This is a genomic window from Mesorhizobium sp. M0587, from assembly GCF_040320945.1.
In the GTDB taxonomy this organism is placed as follows: Bacteria; Pseudomonadota; Alphaproteobacteria; order Rhizobiales; family Rhizobiaceae; genus Mesorhizobium.
Genome location: NZ_JAMYQP010000023.1, coordinates 33,677 through 47,157, shown reverse-complemented (window position 1 = coordinate 47,157; position 13,481 = coordinate 33,677). Strand labels below are relative to the sequence as shown.

Below are 13,481 nucleotides of genomic sequence, written 5' to 3'. Positions count from 1 at the left end.
GGGCAGGTCTCGATACCGACGGACGGAGTGGACGGTTCGGTCCGCCGGAAAAGGGAGCAAGGGGCGTATGGATTCCAACGAAGTCAACAAGCTGCTCGCCGGATTGCTCGGAACCGTTTTCGTCGTCTTCTCGGTCGGTATCGTGTCCGACGCGCTGTTTGCCTCGCCCGCTCCGGAAAAGCCCGGCTTCGCCATCGAAGCCGCGGAGCCCGCCGAAGGCGGCCCGGCCGCTCCGGCAGCAGCCGAAAAGCCGATCGCCGATCTTCTGGCCAACGCGAGTGTCGAACAGGGCGCGGCCATCTTCAAGAAATGCCAAGCCTGCCATTCCGGCGAAAAGGGCGGTCCGAACAAGGTCGGCCCCGATCTGTGGGACGTCGTCGACCGTCCGGTCGCCTCTCACGAGGGCTTCGCCTATTCGGCGGGCATGAAGGAATATTCCAAGGGCGGCACCGAGAAGTGGACCTACGATAACCTCAACCACTTCATCACGTCGCCCAAGAAAGACGTGAAAGGCACGGCGATGGGCTTCGCCGGCCTGCCGAAGGAAGAAGACCGCGCCAACGTGATCGCCTATCTGCGCACGCTGTCGGACAATCCCAAGCCGTTGCCGGCGCCGGGGGCGGCGGCCGATGCGACCGCGCCCGCGGATGGCGCCGCCCCGGCGAAACCGCCTGAGGGTGCCGCACCGGCCAAGCCAGCAGAGCCCGCTGCTCCGGCCGCACCGGCTCCGGCGCCCGCCCAATAGGCTGATATCATCGCGATGACCTTGAAAAAGCCGGGTTCAGCCCGGCTTTTTCGTGAGTCGATCAATAGCTGCCCTCGTCGCTATTCTGCCCTGCCACCCGTTGTGTATCGGCGGCGACGTTGGCGCGCGATCTACACAGAAATCGTAGGGCGGAGTAGTCGCCAAGTTGTAGATTAGTGCTCTTCACGAGCCTATTGTGACTCCATGTCGACTCAACCACCATTCTTGCCGCAGGAGATCGCTGACCTAACCGAAATTTGCGGCAATTGCGGAACGGTTGTGCGGCCCGATTTATGGACACGTCACGAGGAGCCTTTTATCCCTATTTATCCGGATGGGACGCAAGGTGAAAAGGGCGCTTGGTTCCAACAAACTACAGAGCAAAAATGTTCCTGTGGCTCAAAGATCAGCTTTAATTTGAATCCAAAACCTTTTGAGCATCGCGTTTTTTTCTACGGCGACGACGCAGAAAGACAGGTCGGGCCATATGATCAACACGCTTATTCATTCATTGGCGCGACCTCTGGCCCGCTGCAGGACATCGATCGTGAATTGGCAGCGCTAAAGGTCAGATATGTTCCCGATCTGGATCCGAAGGAATGGAGAATACACGCGACAGAGATGATGGACCCGAAGAAGAGGATTCTGAAATCTCCTTACAAGCACTTTGGATATTCAGATATCATGGACTTTTTTCACTCCTGCGCCGACATACTTCGCGCAAGAGAACCGTACTTGTGGAATGCTCACATTTTTGGATTTTTTAAAACGCCAAGTGACAGGAAATTCAGAGGTAAGGTTTTGAAAGAGGCAAAAATAACCTCTCACGTTGCGATTCTCTCTAATTTAATTTATGTAACAACCTCCCAATCTCTTCTTCCAGTATTTGCGATGGATGCTAGTAAACCTGTGACACGTTACCCCCACATCGAGGGTTGGTCTCACGATAGTTTTCTCGGGTCGAAGAATTTTTTAGCCCACGCCTTCCTCGCGCATGGTCAAGACATTCCTATCCCCTCGTTTTTACCGCCAGGAAGTCACCCTTGCCTCGAATTGGCTGATGTCCATGCGTTCTTTGCAGCACGAGCCGCTTTCTGCCGGGCTTTAGGGAAAGCGCCCGAATTACCCTTAGAGAAGTTTGGAAAATTCACTTATTTGGCAATGATCGATGGCAATCGAGTCGAGCCGGCTGGTCAGACAGGAATTGCCGATCGTTACATCCCGAAAATATCGTGAGTCACGATGCAGGCGCAACTTAGCGCCTTCTCGAAGGCTGTGTGATCCTAGGCCGCCGCCCCTGCATCTTCAAAGTGCGGCTTTCCGTATTGGATGGTGGCTCAAAAGATGGATAGCAACGGACACTGCTTGACATATTTTCGTCGGGTTCAGCCCGGCTTTTGTCAGGGAAACGCATATGCGGCGACAAAGCCGCGCATGGCGGTTTTCACGGGCGCCAAATCATCTAGATTGCCTTTCTGGATTGATCTGGCACGTATCGCGAAGAGGACAGTGCATGATGGTTGGCCGAACGCTTCTCAAGCCGTTGCTGGCGGCAGCGCTTCTGGTGGCGGGATTGCAGGTGACCAATGCCGACGAATGGCGCACCACCTCATCGCTGATCGGCAAGTCCAAATACGGCGACAATTTCCAGCACTATGATTACGTCAATCCAAACGCGCCCAAGGGCGGCACGCTGAATTCGGTGGTTCTCGGCACGTTCGACAGCTTCAACCCTTACATCGTGCAGGGTTCGCCTGCCGCGGGCCTCGTCGGGTTCGGCGGCGGCCTGCTCTACGACACGCTGATGGAGCAAGCGACCGACGAAGGCAGTACCAGCCACCCGCTGGTCGCAGACGCATACAAATATCCGGCCGACTATTCCTCTGCCACCTACCGGCTCGATCCTCGCGCGAAATGGCATGACGGCCAGCCGATCACCGTCGACGATGTGATCTGGTCCTTCCAGGTGCTGAAGGCGAACAGCCCGATGTACAGCCGCTATTTCGAGAACGTCACGGATGCCGTGGCCGTCTCCAATCGTGAAGTCGAGTTTCATTTCAGCCAGAAAGGCAATCGCGAGCTGCCGAAGATCCTCGGCGACCTCGCCGTGCTGCCGAAACATTGGTGGGAAGGCACCGACGCCAATGGCAAGAAGCGTGACGTCACCCGACCCACGCTGGAGCCGCCGCTGGGCTCCGCCGCCTACAAGATCGCCAGCTTCAAGCCCGGTTCGGAAATCGTCTGGCAGCGCGTGCCGGACTATTGGGGCGCCAAGCTGCCGGTGAAGATCGGCCGCGAGAATTTCGACACAGAGCGTTTCACTTACATCCTTGATGACAATGCCGCCTGGCAGGCCTTCACCAAGGGCGGGCTTGACGACATCAAGCCGGAAAACAGCTCGAAGCGCTGGAAGACATTCTATGATTTCCCGGCAGTGAAGGCCGGCGATGTCATCAAGCAGGAATTCAAGACCACCTCGCCGGAGCCGATGCAGGCTTTCATGCTCAACCAGAGGCGCCCACAGTTCCAGGACCGCCTGGTGCGCGCCGCGCTGCTCTATCCCTTCGACTTCGAGACAATGAACCGGACGCTGTTCTACGGCTTCAACACCCGCACCAGCAGCTATTTCCAAGGCACTGAACTGGCCTCCAGCGGTTTGCCGCAAGGCAAGGAGCTGGAAATTCTGGAACAGTATCGCGACAAGCTGCCGCCCGAGCTGTTCACCCAGGAATTCAAGCTGCCGGTCTACGATTCGCCGCAGGCCGAACGCAAATATTTGAAGCAAGCCGTTGATCTGTTCGCCAAGGCCGGGTGGGTGATCAAGGGCGGCAAGATGGTCAACGCCAAGAACGGCGAGCCGTTCAAACTCGAGATCCTCGGTTGGAACGACACCGACCAGGTCATCTCCAGCCCTTATATCGCCAATCTGCGCAAGATCGGCGTCGACGCCACGTTGCGCATCATCGACCAGACCCAATATGTCAACCGGGTCAACAACTTCGACTACGACGTCATTATCGGGCAGCTCGGCCAGTCGGAATCGCCGGGGAATGAGCAGCGCGACTTCTGGAGCTCCAAGGCCGCCGACAGGCCGGGGTCGCGCAACTACGCCGGCATCAAGAATCCGGTCGTCGATGCCCTGGTCGACCGCATCATCTTCGCAACCGACCGTGAGGATCTGGTTGCCGCCACCCATGCGCTCGACCGGGTGCTGTTGTGGAATTACTACGTCGTGCCACAGTATTATCGAGCCGTGGTCTGGCTGGCTTACTGGAACAAATTCGGCATTCCGGCCAAACAACCGAGCTATATCGGCGCCGACCAGAATTCCTGGTGGATCGATCCGGAAAAGGAAAAGGCGCTCGCCGCGAAGTACAAGGGCAGCAATTGATGGCGGCCCTGCCCCGCCGCGATTTCCTGGCCCTGGGCGCCGCCGCCGCGGCGGCCGCCTTGCTGCCGGGCAAGGCCTTCGCGGAGATCCCAGCCGGCACCAAGTTGCACGGCCTGTCGGCCTTCGGCGATCTCAAATACAGAGCGGACTTCGCGCATTTCGACTATGTCAATGTCGATGCCCCGATTGGCGGGATTTTCAATTTCTCGCCGCCTAACTGGGGCTACAACCAGGATACGCAGACCTTCAACACGCTGAATTCCTTCACCGACAAGGGCGATGCGCCGCCGCGCATGGAGATGTGTTTCGACGCACTGATGGTGCGTGCGCTCGATGAGCCCGACGCCGTCTATGGGCAGATCGCCGATGGCGTAACGTTGTCGGATGACCGCAACAGCTTCACCTTCTCGCTTCGCCCCGAAGCCCGTTTCCATGACGGTTCGCCGCTGACGGCGCAGGACGCGGCCTTCACCTTCAAACTCTACAAGGAGAAGGGTCACCCCGACCTGTCGCTGTCGCTGACGCATCTGGTCGATGCCGTCGCCGAAGACGATCGCACGCTGCGGCTTACCTTCTCCGGCAAGCAATCCGCCCGCACCGTGCTCAATGTCGTGGTGTTCCCGATCCTGTCGAAGGCCTTCTACATGGCCAATCCATTCGACTCTTCGCAGTTGAACCCGCCGCTCGGCTCCGCTGCCTACAAGGTCGGGCGCTTCTCGGCCGGTGCATGGATCGAATATGACCGCGTCGCCGACTATTGGGGCCGTGATCTTCCGGTCAATCGCGGCCAGAACAATTTCGACCGTATCCGCATCGAGTTTTACCAGAACCGCATGGCCGGCTTCGAATCCTTCAAGAAGGGAGAAATCACTTACCGAGAGGAGTTCACTTCGCGCGTCTGGGCAACCGCCTACGACTTTCCCGCTTTTACCACCGGCAAGGTGGTCAAGCACGAATTCCCGGCCGAGAAGCAGCCGACCATGCAGGGAACGGCGGTCAACCAGCGACGCGAGCAGTTTCGCGACGCGCGCGTGCGCCAAGCGATCGCGCTCTGCTTCGACTTCGAATGGACGCGGCGCAATTTCTTCTATGGCTCCTACGAACGTTCGCATTCCTGCTTCGAAAAGTCGGACTTTCTCGCCGAAGGACTGCCGTCGCCGCAAGAACTGGCCCTGCTGGAGCCGCTGCGAAGCCAGCTTCCGGCGGAGGTCTTCGGCGAAGCCGTAACCCAGCCCGCATCGGACGGCTCCGGACGCGACCGCAAGCTGCTTGGCCAGGCGGCGAAGCTTCTCAACGCAGCCGGCTGGAAACGCTCGGGCGATTTTGTCGTCAACGACAAGGGCGGCAGGCTTTCAGCCGAGTTCATGGTCGACGACGACACCTTCGTGCAGGTTTATTCGCCCTGGGTCGCCAACATGAAGGCGATCGGTATCGACGCCACGATCCGGCTGGTCGATCCGGCGCAATACCAGTCCAGGCAGGCGACGTTCGATTTCGATCTGCTGTCGGCCGCTTTCTCGTTCAGCGCGACGCCGACGCGGGACGATCTCGAAGTCTTCTTCCATTCCGGAACCGCCAAGCTCTCCGGCTCGCGCAATTTGCCGGGCATTTCGAGCCCGGCGATCGACGCGCTGATCGACGCCGTGGGTGCCGCAAAGGATCGCGAAACCTTGACCGTGGCGATGCGTGCGCTCGACCGGGTCTTGCGTGCGCGGCGCGATTGGATTCCAAGTTGGTTCCTGGCGAATCACCGAAGCGCCTATTGGGACATGTTCGGCTTCCCCGAACAAAAACCCGATTTCGGCTTTCCGGTCGAGGCGCTGTGGTGGTTCGAGAAGGGCAAGGCGGCAAAAATTGGCAAAGGCTAAGATGTTCGCCCAACGAGGGCAGAAAGCCTGATGGGCGCCTACATCCTGCGCCGCATCCTTCTGATGATCCCGACGCTGTTCGGAATCATGGCGATATCGTTCGCGGTCATCCAGTTCGCGCCGGGCGGCCCGGTCGAGCAGGTCATCGCCAAGCTGACCAACCAGGGCGGCAGCGATCGCCTCGGTGGCGGCGGCGGTGGCGACGCGGGGGGTTCCAATCTCGATGTCGCCGGTGACGTCGGCTCGAAATATCGCGGCGCGCAAGGGCTCGATCCGGAATTCATCAAGAAGCTGGAGAAGCAGTTCGGCTTCGACAAGCCGCCGCTGGAGCGCTTCGGCCTCATGCTGTGGAATTATATCCGGTTCGATTTCGGCGACAGCTATTTCCGCGACATTTCGGTGCTCAACCTGATCCTGGAAAAGATGCCGGTGTCGATCTCGATCGGCCTGTGGATCACGCTTCTGTCATACCTGATCTCGATCCCGCTCGGCATCCGCAAGGCGGTGAAGGACGGCAGCCCCTTCGACATCTGGACCAGCGGCGTCGTCATCGTTGGCTATGCCATTCCGGGTTTCCTGTTCGGCATCATGCTGATGGTGCTGTTTGCCGGCGGCTCGTTCTGGGACTGGTTTCCGCTGCGCGGCATCGTCTCGGACAATTGGGACCAGTTGTCATGGCCGGCCAAGATCGCGGACTATCTCTGGCACATGACCTTGCCGCTGACGGCGCTGGTGCTGTCGGCCTTCGCCACGACGACGCTGCTGACCAAGAATTCCTTCCTAGAGGAAATCCGCAAGCAGTATGTGGTGACGGCGCGCGCCAAGGGCCTCTCGGAACGGCAGGTGCTCTATGGCCATGTCTTCCGCAACGCCATGCTGATCGTCATCGCCGGTTTCCCCGGCGCCTTCATCTCGGCCTTCTTCACGGGTTCGTTGCTGATCGAAAACATTTTCTCGCTCGATGGGCTCGGCCTGCTCGGCTTCCGCTCGGTGGTCGAACGCGACTATCCCGTGGTGTTCGCCAACCTCTACATCTTCTCGCTTCTCGGCCTGTTCGTCGGTTTGCTGTCCGACCTCATCTACACCTGGGTCGATCCGCGCATCGATTTCGAGCGGAGAGACGTCTGATGTCGGAGGCAAGTGTTACCGCCGGGGTTGTGCCGGAGCGGATGCCGCGGCCGTTTCTGTCGCCGCTCAACAAGCGCCGGCTGCAGAACTTCAGAGCGAACCGGCGCGGCTACTGGTCGCTGTGCATCTTCCTTGTGCTGTTCGTGCTGTCGCTGTTCGCCGAATTCATCGCCAACGACAAGCCGATCATCGCCTCCTACAAGGGCGAGATCCTGTTTCCGGTGCTGGTCGCCTACCCTGAGGAAAAGTTCGGCGGCTTCTACGCCGTCACCGAGTATCGCGACCCGGTCATCCAGGACGAGATCAACGCCAATGGCTGGATGATCTGGCCGCCGGTGCGCTACTCCTACCAGACAGTCAACAACGCCATCCCGGAAGCCGCACCCGCCAAGCCGTCATGGCAGTATGACGCCAAGACGCGCTGCAACCAGTATCCGCAAGGGGCTGATGATCCGGCCTGCAATGTCGGCAACTGGAATTGGCTCGGCACCGACGACCAGGCGCGCGACGTGCTCGCGCGCGTCATCTACGGCTTCCGAATTTCGGTGCTGTTCGGCTTGATTCTCACGGCCGGCTCAGCATTGATCGGCGTCGCTGCCGGCGCCGTGCAGGGCTATTTCGGCGGCTGGACCGATCTCCTGTTCCAGCGCTTCATCGAGATCTGGTCGGCGATCCCGGTGCTCTATCTCCTGCTCATCATCGCCGCCATCCTGCCGCCGGGCTTCTTCATCCTGCTCGGCCTGATGCTTCTGTTTTCCTGGGTGGCGCTGGTCGGCGTGGTGCGGGCCGAATTCCTGCGCGCCCGCAACTTCGAATATGTCAACGCGGCCCGGGCGCTCGGCGTGCCCAACCGCACCATCATGTTCCGGCACCTCCTGCCCAACGCCATGGTGGCGACATTGACCTTCATGCCCTTCCTGCTCAGCGGCTCGATCTCGACGCTGACGTCGCTCGACTATCTCGGCTTTGGACTGCCGCCCGGCTCCGCCTCGCTCGGCGAACTGCTCAAGCAGGCGCAGCGCAACCTCAACGCGCCTTGGCTCGGCATTTCCGGCTTCATCGTCATCTCGCTGATGCTGTCGCTGCTGGTCTTCGTCGGCGAGGCGACGCGCGACGCCTTCGACCCGCGCAAGACGTTCAGATGACAACGATGCGGACCGGCATTCAGCATGATATATTCCCAGTGCGGCAGCTTGAGCGAAATGAGCGTGCGAATAAATTGTCGAAACGACTGATGGCCGCGGTCAGTGACGGGTCACAAACGGCAGTTCCGCATGTCGTACCCCACGGAAGGACAGAGTTGTGAATAAGGTCATCCTTGAGCATTACCCTGCATCCAAACTCCCGGATGAACTGCGAGAGGGTATTGCTTTAACTGCCTCGGTTAAGGTGACGGTGGAAGAGGAAGCCAAGCGGCCTCTCGGCCACAAACAATTGCTTGAACTTATGCGGAATGCGCAGGCCAACGCGTCGGGAACAAGTCTCGAAGAGGCTGTTGCGCGTGTTCGTGCCCTCCGCGATGAGTGGGAGGATTGATGGCCGCCTTCCGGCTCTACGTCGATACGAACATTTTCATCTACGCTTTCGAAAACAACGATGCTCTGGCAAAAAAACTGCTTCAGCTCATTTCACTGAACGAGGGCAGAAAGCAGCCTTTCCTCGCGACAAGCGAACTCGTGCTGGCAGAGTTGATGGTTGACCCTCTGAAAAAGAGCAATGAGCCGCTTGTTGAGCTCTATGACAATATCTCGATTGGTAATGCGTTTGTCTCGATTGGAACGGTAACTCGCGAAGTTCTCTGGCACGCAGCACAGCTTCGCTCGCAATTCATTTCTCTTAGGCTGCCGGATGCTATTCATCTTTCGACGGCGATGCATTTCGGATGCACACAATTTCTGACTGCCGATATCAGACTGAAGGATGCCTATTCTGTCACGCCAAATCGGCTTGTCCCTCCCCAACTGACAGCGCAAATTTCGATCATACGACCGGAGATTTCTGCCCTTGATAAAGTCATAGCGGAAGTTGATACATGACTGCTTCTTTGCTCTCCGTTGGCGACCTCAGCGTCGCTTTTGCGCAAGGCGGACAGCAGTCGCTGGCCGTCGATCACATCTCCTTCGACATCGCCAAGGGCGAGACGGTGGCGCTGGTCGGCGAATCCGGCTCCGGCAAATCCGTCTCGGCGCTGTCTGTGCTGAAGCTCCTGCCTTATCCCAGCGCCAGCCACCCCTCGGGAAAGATCCTGTTCCAGGGCGCCGACCTGCTGGCCATGAGCGAGAGGCAATTGCGCCAGGTGCGCGGCAACAAGATCACCATGATCTTCCAGGAGCCGATGACCTCGCTCAATCCGCTGCATACGATCGAGCAGCAGATCGTCGAAATCCTGAAGCTGCATCAAGGCATGGCCGACCGCCCGGCCAAGGCGCGCACTTTGGCCCTGCTCAACGAGGTCGGCATCCGCGATCCGCAGAAGCGCCTCGATGCCTATCCGCATCAGCTCTCCGGCGGTCAGCGCCAGCGGGTCATGATCGCCATGGCGCTGGCCAACGAACCGGAACTCCTGATCGCGGACGAGCCGACGACGGCGCTCGACGTCACGGTGCAAGCGCAGATCCTCGAACTGCTCGCCGGCCTGAAGAGCCGCAAGGGCATGTCGATGCTGTTCATCACCCACGACCTCGGCATCGTGCGCAAGATCGCCGACAGGGTCTGCGTGATGACCAAGGGCCAGATCGTCGAGACCGGACCGACCAAGGACATTTTCGCCAACCCGCAGCACGCCTATACGCGGCACCTGCTGGCCGCCGAACCGAAAGGCAAGCCACCCGCCGCCAACGCCGCGGCCAAGCCGGTCATGACCGGCAAGGACATAAAGGTCTGGTTTCCGATCAAGCAGGGGTTCTTCCGCCGCACCGTCGACAATGTGAAGGCGGTCGACGGCATCGATGTCACCGTGCGCGCCGGCCAGACGCTTGGCGTCGTCGGCGAATCCGGTTCGGGCAAGACGACGCTCGGCCTGGCGCTGGCGCGCATGATTTCGTCGACCGGAGCCATCCAGTTCAACGGGCGCGACATCAACCAGCTGTCCTTCAACGCCATGCGGCCGCTGCGGCGTGAATTGCAGATCGTCTTCCAGGATCCGTTCGGCTCGCTCAGCCCGCGCATGTCGATCGCCGAGATCATCGAGGAGGGCCTGAAGATCCACGAACCGAAGCTGTCGCCCGACCAGCGCGACGACAAGGTGGCCGCCGTGCTGAAGGAGGTCGGCCTCGATCCGGCGACACGCAACCGCTACCCGCACGAGTTTTCCGGCGGTCAGCGCCAGCGCGTCGCCATTGCGCGCGCCATGGTGCTCAATCCGCGCTTCGTCATGCTGGACGAGCCGACATCGGCGCTCGACATGAGCGTGCAGGCGCAGGTCGTCGACCTCCTGCGCAGCTTGCAGGCCAAACACGACCTCGCCTATCTCTTCATCAGCCACGACCTCAAGGTCATCCGGGCGCTTGCCAACGACGTCATCGTCATGCGCAACGGCCAAATCGTCGAATCCGGGCCTTCCCAGCAAATTTTTGAAAATCCGCAAACCGACTATACTCGCGCACTGATCTCGGCCGCCTTCAAGATCGAGACGGCGCCGGTCGGCATCGTCAGCGAGTGACTTGCACCAAGGGACTTGAAAATACCGCGATGGAAAAAGGCCGTATCCTGCTTGCCGTCACCGGCTTTCATCCGCAGCGCTGGCGCGACCTGTTGTCGGTCGAGCGCGAGGTGGTGCTGGAGCCGGACGGCGCCACGGATCCGTCGATCACCTATGCCGTGGTGTGGAAGCAGAAGCCGAACCTGTTGTCGTCGCTGCCAAATCTGCGCGCCATCTTCTCGATCGGCGCCGGCGTCGACCATATCTTCGCCGACCCCGGTCTGCCGGACGTCCCGATCGTCAAGGTCGTCGCCGAAAACCTCACGCAGTACATGACGGAATACGTCGTCTGGCGGGTGCTCGACCACCATCGCCAAGGCATGCTCTACCGGTCGCAACAGGCGAAGAAAACCTGGCACGACCCGCCGCAAAGGCCGGCAGGCGACATCTCGGTCGGCATTATGGGCCTCGGCAATCTCGGCCGCGCCGCCGCCTCGGTGCTTTTGTCGCTCGGCTTCGCCGTCAATGGCTGGTCGCGCAGCGAGCGGCCGATGGACGGGGTTGCGACCTATTCAGGCGAGGCCGGGCTGATCCCGTTCCTCAATGCCACCGATATACTGGTGGTGCTTCTGCCGCTGACGCCGGACACCCGAGGCATCGTCAACTACAGCGTGCTGAAGGAATTGAGGAAGCGCAACGGTCTCGGCGGCTCGGTGCTGATCAATGCCGGCCGCGGCCGGCTGCAGAAGGACGCCGACATCGTGCGGGCGCTGGACGACGGCACGCTGAAGGAAGCGAGCCTCGACGTGTTCGAGGTCGAGCCGCTGCCGAAGACCAGCCGGCTGTGGAGCCATCCAAAAGTGTTCGTGACGCCGCACGCCGCGGCGACCTCCGATCCTGTGCACCTGGCGCCGATCATGCTGCGCCAGATGGACGCTTTCGAGCGCGGCGAAAAGCTCGACAATCTGGTGGACCGGAAGGCGGAATATTAGCTCGGGCAAGTCTCCCTTACGTGCGTTTCGACGCGCGCCGCGTATAGTATAGGACTGCCATTCTGAACCGCTGCATCCTTCGTCTGATGTCGCGGCATGGATCCTAGGGTCTGCGCCGCGACGCCTGCCGGAGAATGCAGCGGATGGTCGGCGCTGCGGTAGGTTGAGGCGTGTCTACATGACCGCGAGCCAGAAACGCGGCACTATCTCATAAAATGCAATGCTCCGAGATGCCACGATCCCTCAGAGTTGATGACGACGCACCCGGTCTTCAGCCAGGCAGCGCCAGTTTTTTCTGCTTGTCCGGCTTGCCGCAATCGCGGCGCTCGATCGACCGGTTCATGGCATCGATCTCGCCGGTTGCCTTGTCGCTGTCGCGCTTGGCCTTGGAACGCAGGTCGGGCGTGAACGGGCCGAAGCCCATCGCGGGATTGGAGAAGGTCGGCTTTGCGGTCGTCGGAAGGCTGTATTGCTGCGCCATCCCGTTGCGTTGCGCCAGCAACTGATCGCATGGCACGCTGTCATATTGCAGGGAGGATTCTATGTTGGCGTCCTGCCGCTCGGACATCGAATTGCCCACGCAGCCGGCGGTTGCCAGGCAAGATGCCAAGATCATCATATTCCAGCGCATCCGATATGCTCCTCCTGATATCCCGCCCTGCCGCGACCAGATCGCAAATATCAGTCGCGCACGCAAATCGGACTTTTTCAAAGCACGGATTTCGGTCGGACCGAAGAAGATCGACGCCTCAAGCCGCCGGCAGCTTGATCGCCACGACGGCCAGCCCTTTGACGGGCTCTCGGCGATCGAGCCGGATTGTCGTCGGCTCCAACGACAGGATCGAAAGGCCATTGACCGCAAGAACGCGCCGGACATAGGACCGCGAATGAGCGTAGCGCCGTGACGGCTGCAACGCGAACTCGCCGCCATCCGCCAGGCTCTCGACGGAGAAGGCAAACAGGCCACCATCGGCTAGCATGCCGGCCACCGTCCCCATCAGGCCTTCGAGCGCGCCGACATAGATGACGACATCGGCGGCGGTCACCAGATCGGCCTTGCCGCCTGAATAGGACAATTCCTGCAAATCCACCTTGGTGAGCGCGTCATAGACGCCTTTTGCCCGCGCTTTCTTCAACATCCCAGTGGAGATATCGAACCCCTCCAGCCGATCGACGATCGGCCGCAACCTCTCGCCCATCAGCCCGGTGCCGCAGCCGAGATCGAGCGCCAGGCCGAAGCGGCCCGGCCTTGCCTTGCGGATGGCCTGTTCAAGAGCTTCGGGCAACCGGTAGTCGAGCTTGCCGACCAGCGCCGCATCGAATGTTTCGGCATAATGGTCGAACAGGGCTTCGACAAAAGCACCGGGTGGCGCCGAGGCGGCCGGTCCCTTGCCGATCAACTGCAACTTGAGTGCGGCGCCCTGACGGTCCGATGGATCGAGCTTCAGCGACATCGTCCAGGCCTGTGCCGCGAGATCGAGCCTGCAGGCCGTTTCCTGCATCTCGCCAAGGCGAAACCAGCCCATGGCCCATTGCGGCGCCAGTTCCAGCGCACCGAGCAACAGTTCGGCCGCTTGCGCATGGTCGCCGGACGCATGAAGCATCTCGGCATAATCGGCGCGCCGATCGGCGTTCAAATCGCCCGCAGAGGTCTGGAGCGGTTTCATGGCGATGGATCCCGCCTGCAACTGAAGCCGGCGCGCGTATATGCTGGAGT

Annotated in this window: 12 protein-coding genes; 10 read left to right on the top strand and 2 right to left on the bottom strand. The window is 60.3% G+C overall.

Annotated elements, in window-relative coordinates; all coding sequences use genetic code 11:
- The first annotated feature begins 67 nt into the window (after positions 1 to 67).
- The 10 genes from NKI49_RS20445 to NKI49_RS20400 all read left to right on the top strand — a co-directional run bounded on the left by NKI49_RS20445 (position 68) and on the right by NKI49_RS20400 (position 11,764).
- Entirely contained in the window at positions 68 to 745 is a 678-nt protein-coding gene (locus tag NKI49_RS20445) for a c-type cytochrome (protein WP_352604854.1), read from the top strand.
- A gap of 204 nt (positions 746 to 949) precedes the next feature.
- Positions 950 to 1,981 (top strand): hypothetical protein, encoded by a 1,032-nt coding sequence (locus NKI49_RS20440; RefSeq protein WP_352604855.1) that lies wholly within the window; start codon positions 950 to 952, stop codon positions 1,979 to 1,981.
- A gap of 277 nt (positions 1,982 to 2,258) precedes the next feature.
- Positions 2,259 to 4,136, top strand: a complete 1,878-nt coding sequence (locus tag NKI49_RS20435; protein WP_352604857.1) for an extracellular solute-binding protein — start codon at positions 2,259 to 2,261, stop codon at positions 4,134 to 4,136.
- The gene (locus tag NKI49_RS20430; RefSeq protein WP_352604859.1) at positions 4,136 to 6,004 is read left to right on the top strand and encodes an extracellular solute-binding protein; all 1,869 of its coding nucleotides are present in this window, start codon (positions 4,136 to 4,138) and stop codon (positions 6,002 to 6,004) included. The genes NKI49_RS20435 and NKI49_RS20430 overlap by 1 nt, the downstream gene beginning before the upstream one ends.
- Positions 6,005 to 6,034: 30 nt before the next feature.
- Positions 6,035 to 7,132, top strand: a complete 1,098-nt coding sequence (locus tag NKI49_RS20425) for a microcin C ABC transporter permease YejB (protein WP_352604861.1) — start codon at positions 6,035 to 6,037, stop codon at positions 7,130 to 7,132.
- Positions 7,132 to 8,277 (top strand): ABC transporter permease, encoded by a 1,146-nt coding sequence (locus NKI49_RS20420; RefSeq protein ID WP_352604863.1) that lies wholly within the window; start codon positions 7,132 to 7,134, stop codon positions 8,275 to 8,277. The genes NKI49_RS20425 and NKI49_RS20420 overlap by 1 nt, the downstream gene beginning before the upstream one ends.
- 157 nt (positions 8,278 to 8,434) lie before the next feature.
- On the top strand, positions 8,435 to 8,668 hold the full coding sequence (locus NKI49_RS20415; protein ID WP_352604865.1) for a hypothetical protein: 234 nt from the start codon (positions 8,435 to 8,437) through the stop codon (positions 8,666 to 8,668).
- Positions 8,668 to 9,168 (top strand): type II toxin-antitoxin system VapC family toxin, encoded by a 501-nt coding sequence (locus tag NKI49_RS20410; RefSeq protein WP_352604867.1) that lies wholly within the window; start codon positions 8,668 to 8,670, stop codon positions 9,166 to 9,168. Before NKI49_RS20415 ends, NKI49_RS20410 begins: the two co-directional genes overlap by 1 nt.
- Complete coding sequence (locus NKI49_RS20405) at positions 9,165 to 10,793, top strand: ABC transporter ATP-binding protein (RefSeq protein ID WP_352604869.1); 1,629 nt, start codon at positions 9,165 to 9,167, stop codon at positions 10,791 to 10,793. Before NKI49_RS20410 ends, NKI49_RS20405 begins: the two co-directional genes overlap by 4 nt.
- 29 nt (positions 10,794 to 10,822) lie before the next feature.
- A complete protein-coding gene (locus NKI49_RS20400) occupies positions 10,823 to 11,764 on the top strand; it encodes a 2-hydroxyacid dehydrogenase (protein WP_352604871.1) in 942 nt (313 codons plus the stop codon).
- A 271-nt stretch (positions 11,765 to 12,035) separates the two neighbouring features.
- On the opposite strand, the gene NKI49_RS20395 is transcribed toward NKI49_RS20400, so the two are convergent.
- Both NKI49_RS20395 and NKI49_RS20390 read right to left on the bottom strand, forming a co-directional pair.
- Positions 12,036 to 12,395 carry a hypothetical protein gene (locus NKI49_RS20395; protein WP_352604873.1) on the bottom strand — a complete coding sequence of 120 codons (360 nt, stop codon included), beginning with the start codon at positions 12,393 to 12,395 and terminating at the stop codon, positions 12,036 to 12,038.
- 118 nt (positions 12,396 to 12,513) lie between these two features.
- Entirely contained in the window at positions 12,514 to 13,431 is a 918-nt protein-coding gene (locus NKI49_RS20390; protein ID WP_352695739.1) for a class I SAM-dependent DNA methyltransferase, read from the bottom strand.
- Positions 13,432 to 13,481 lie beyond the last annotated feature (50 nt).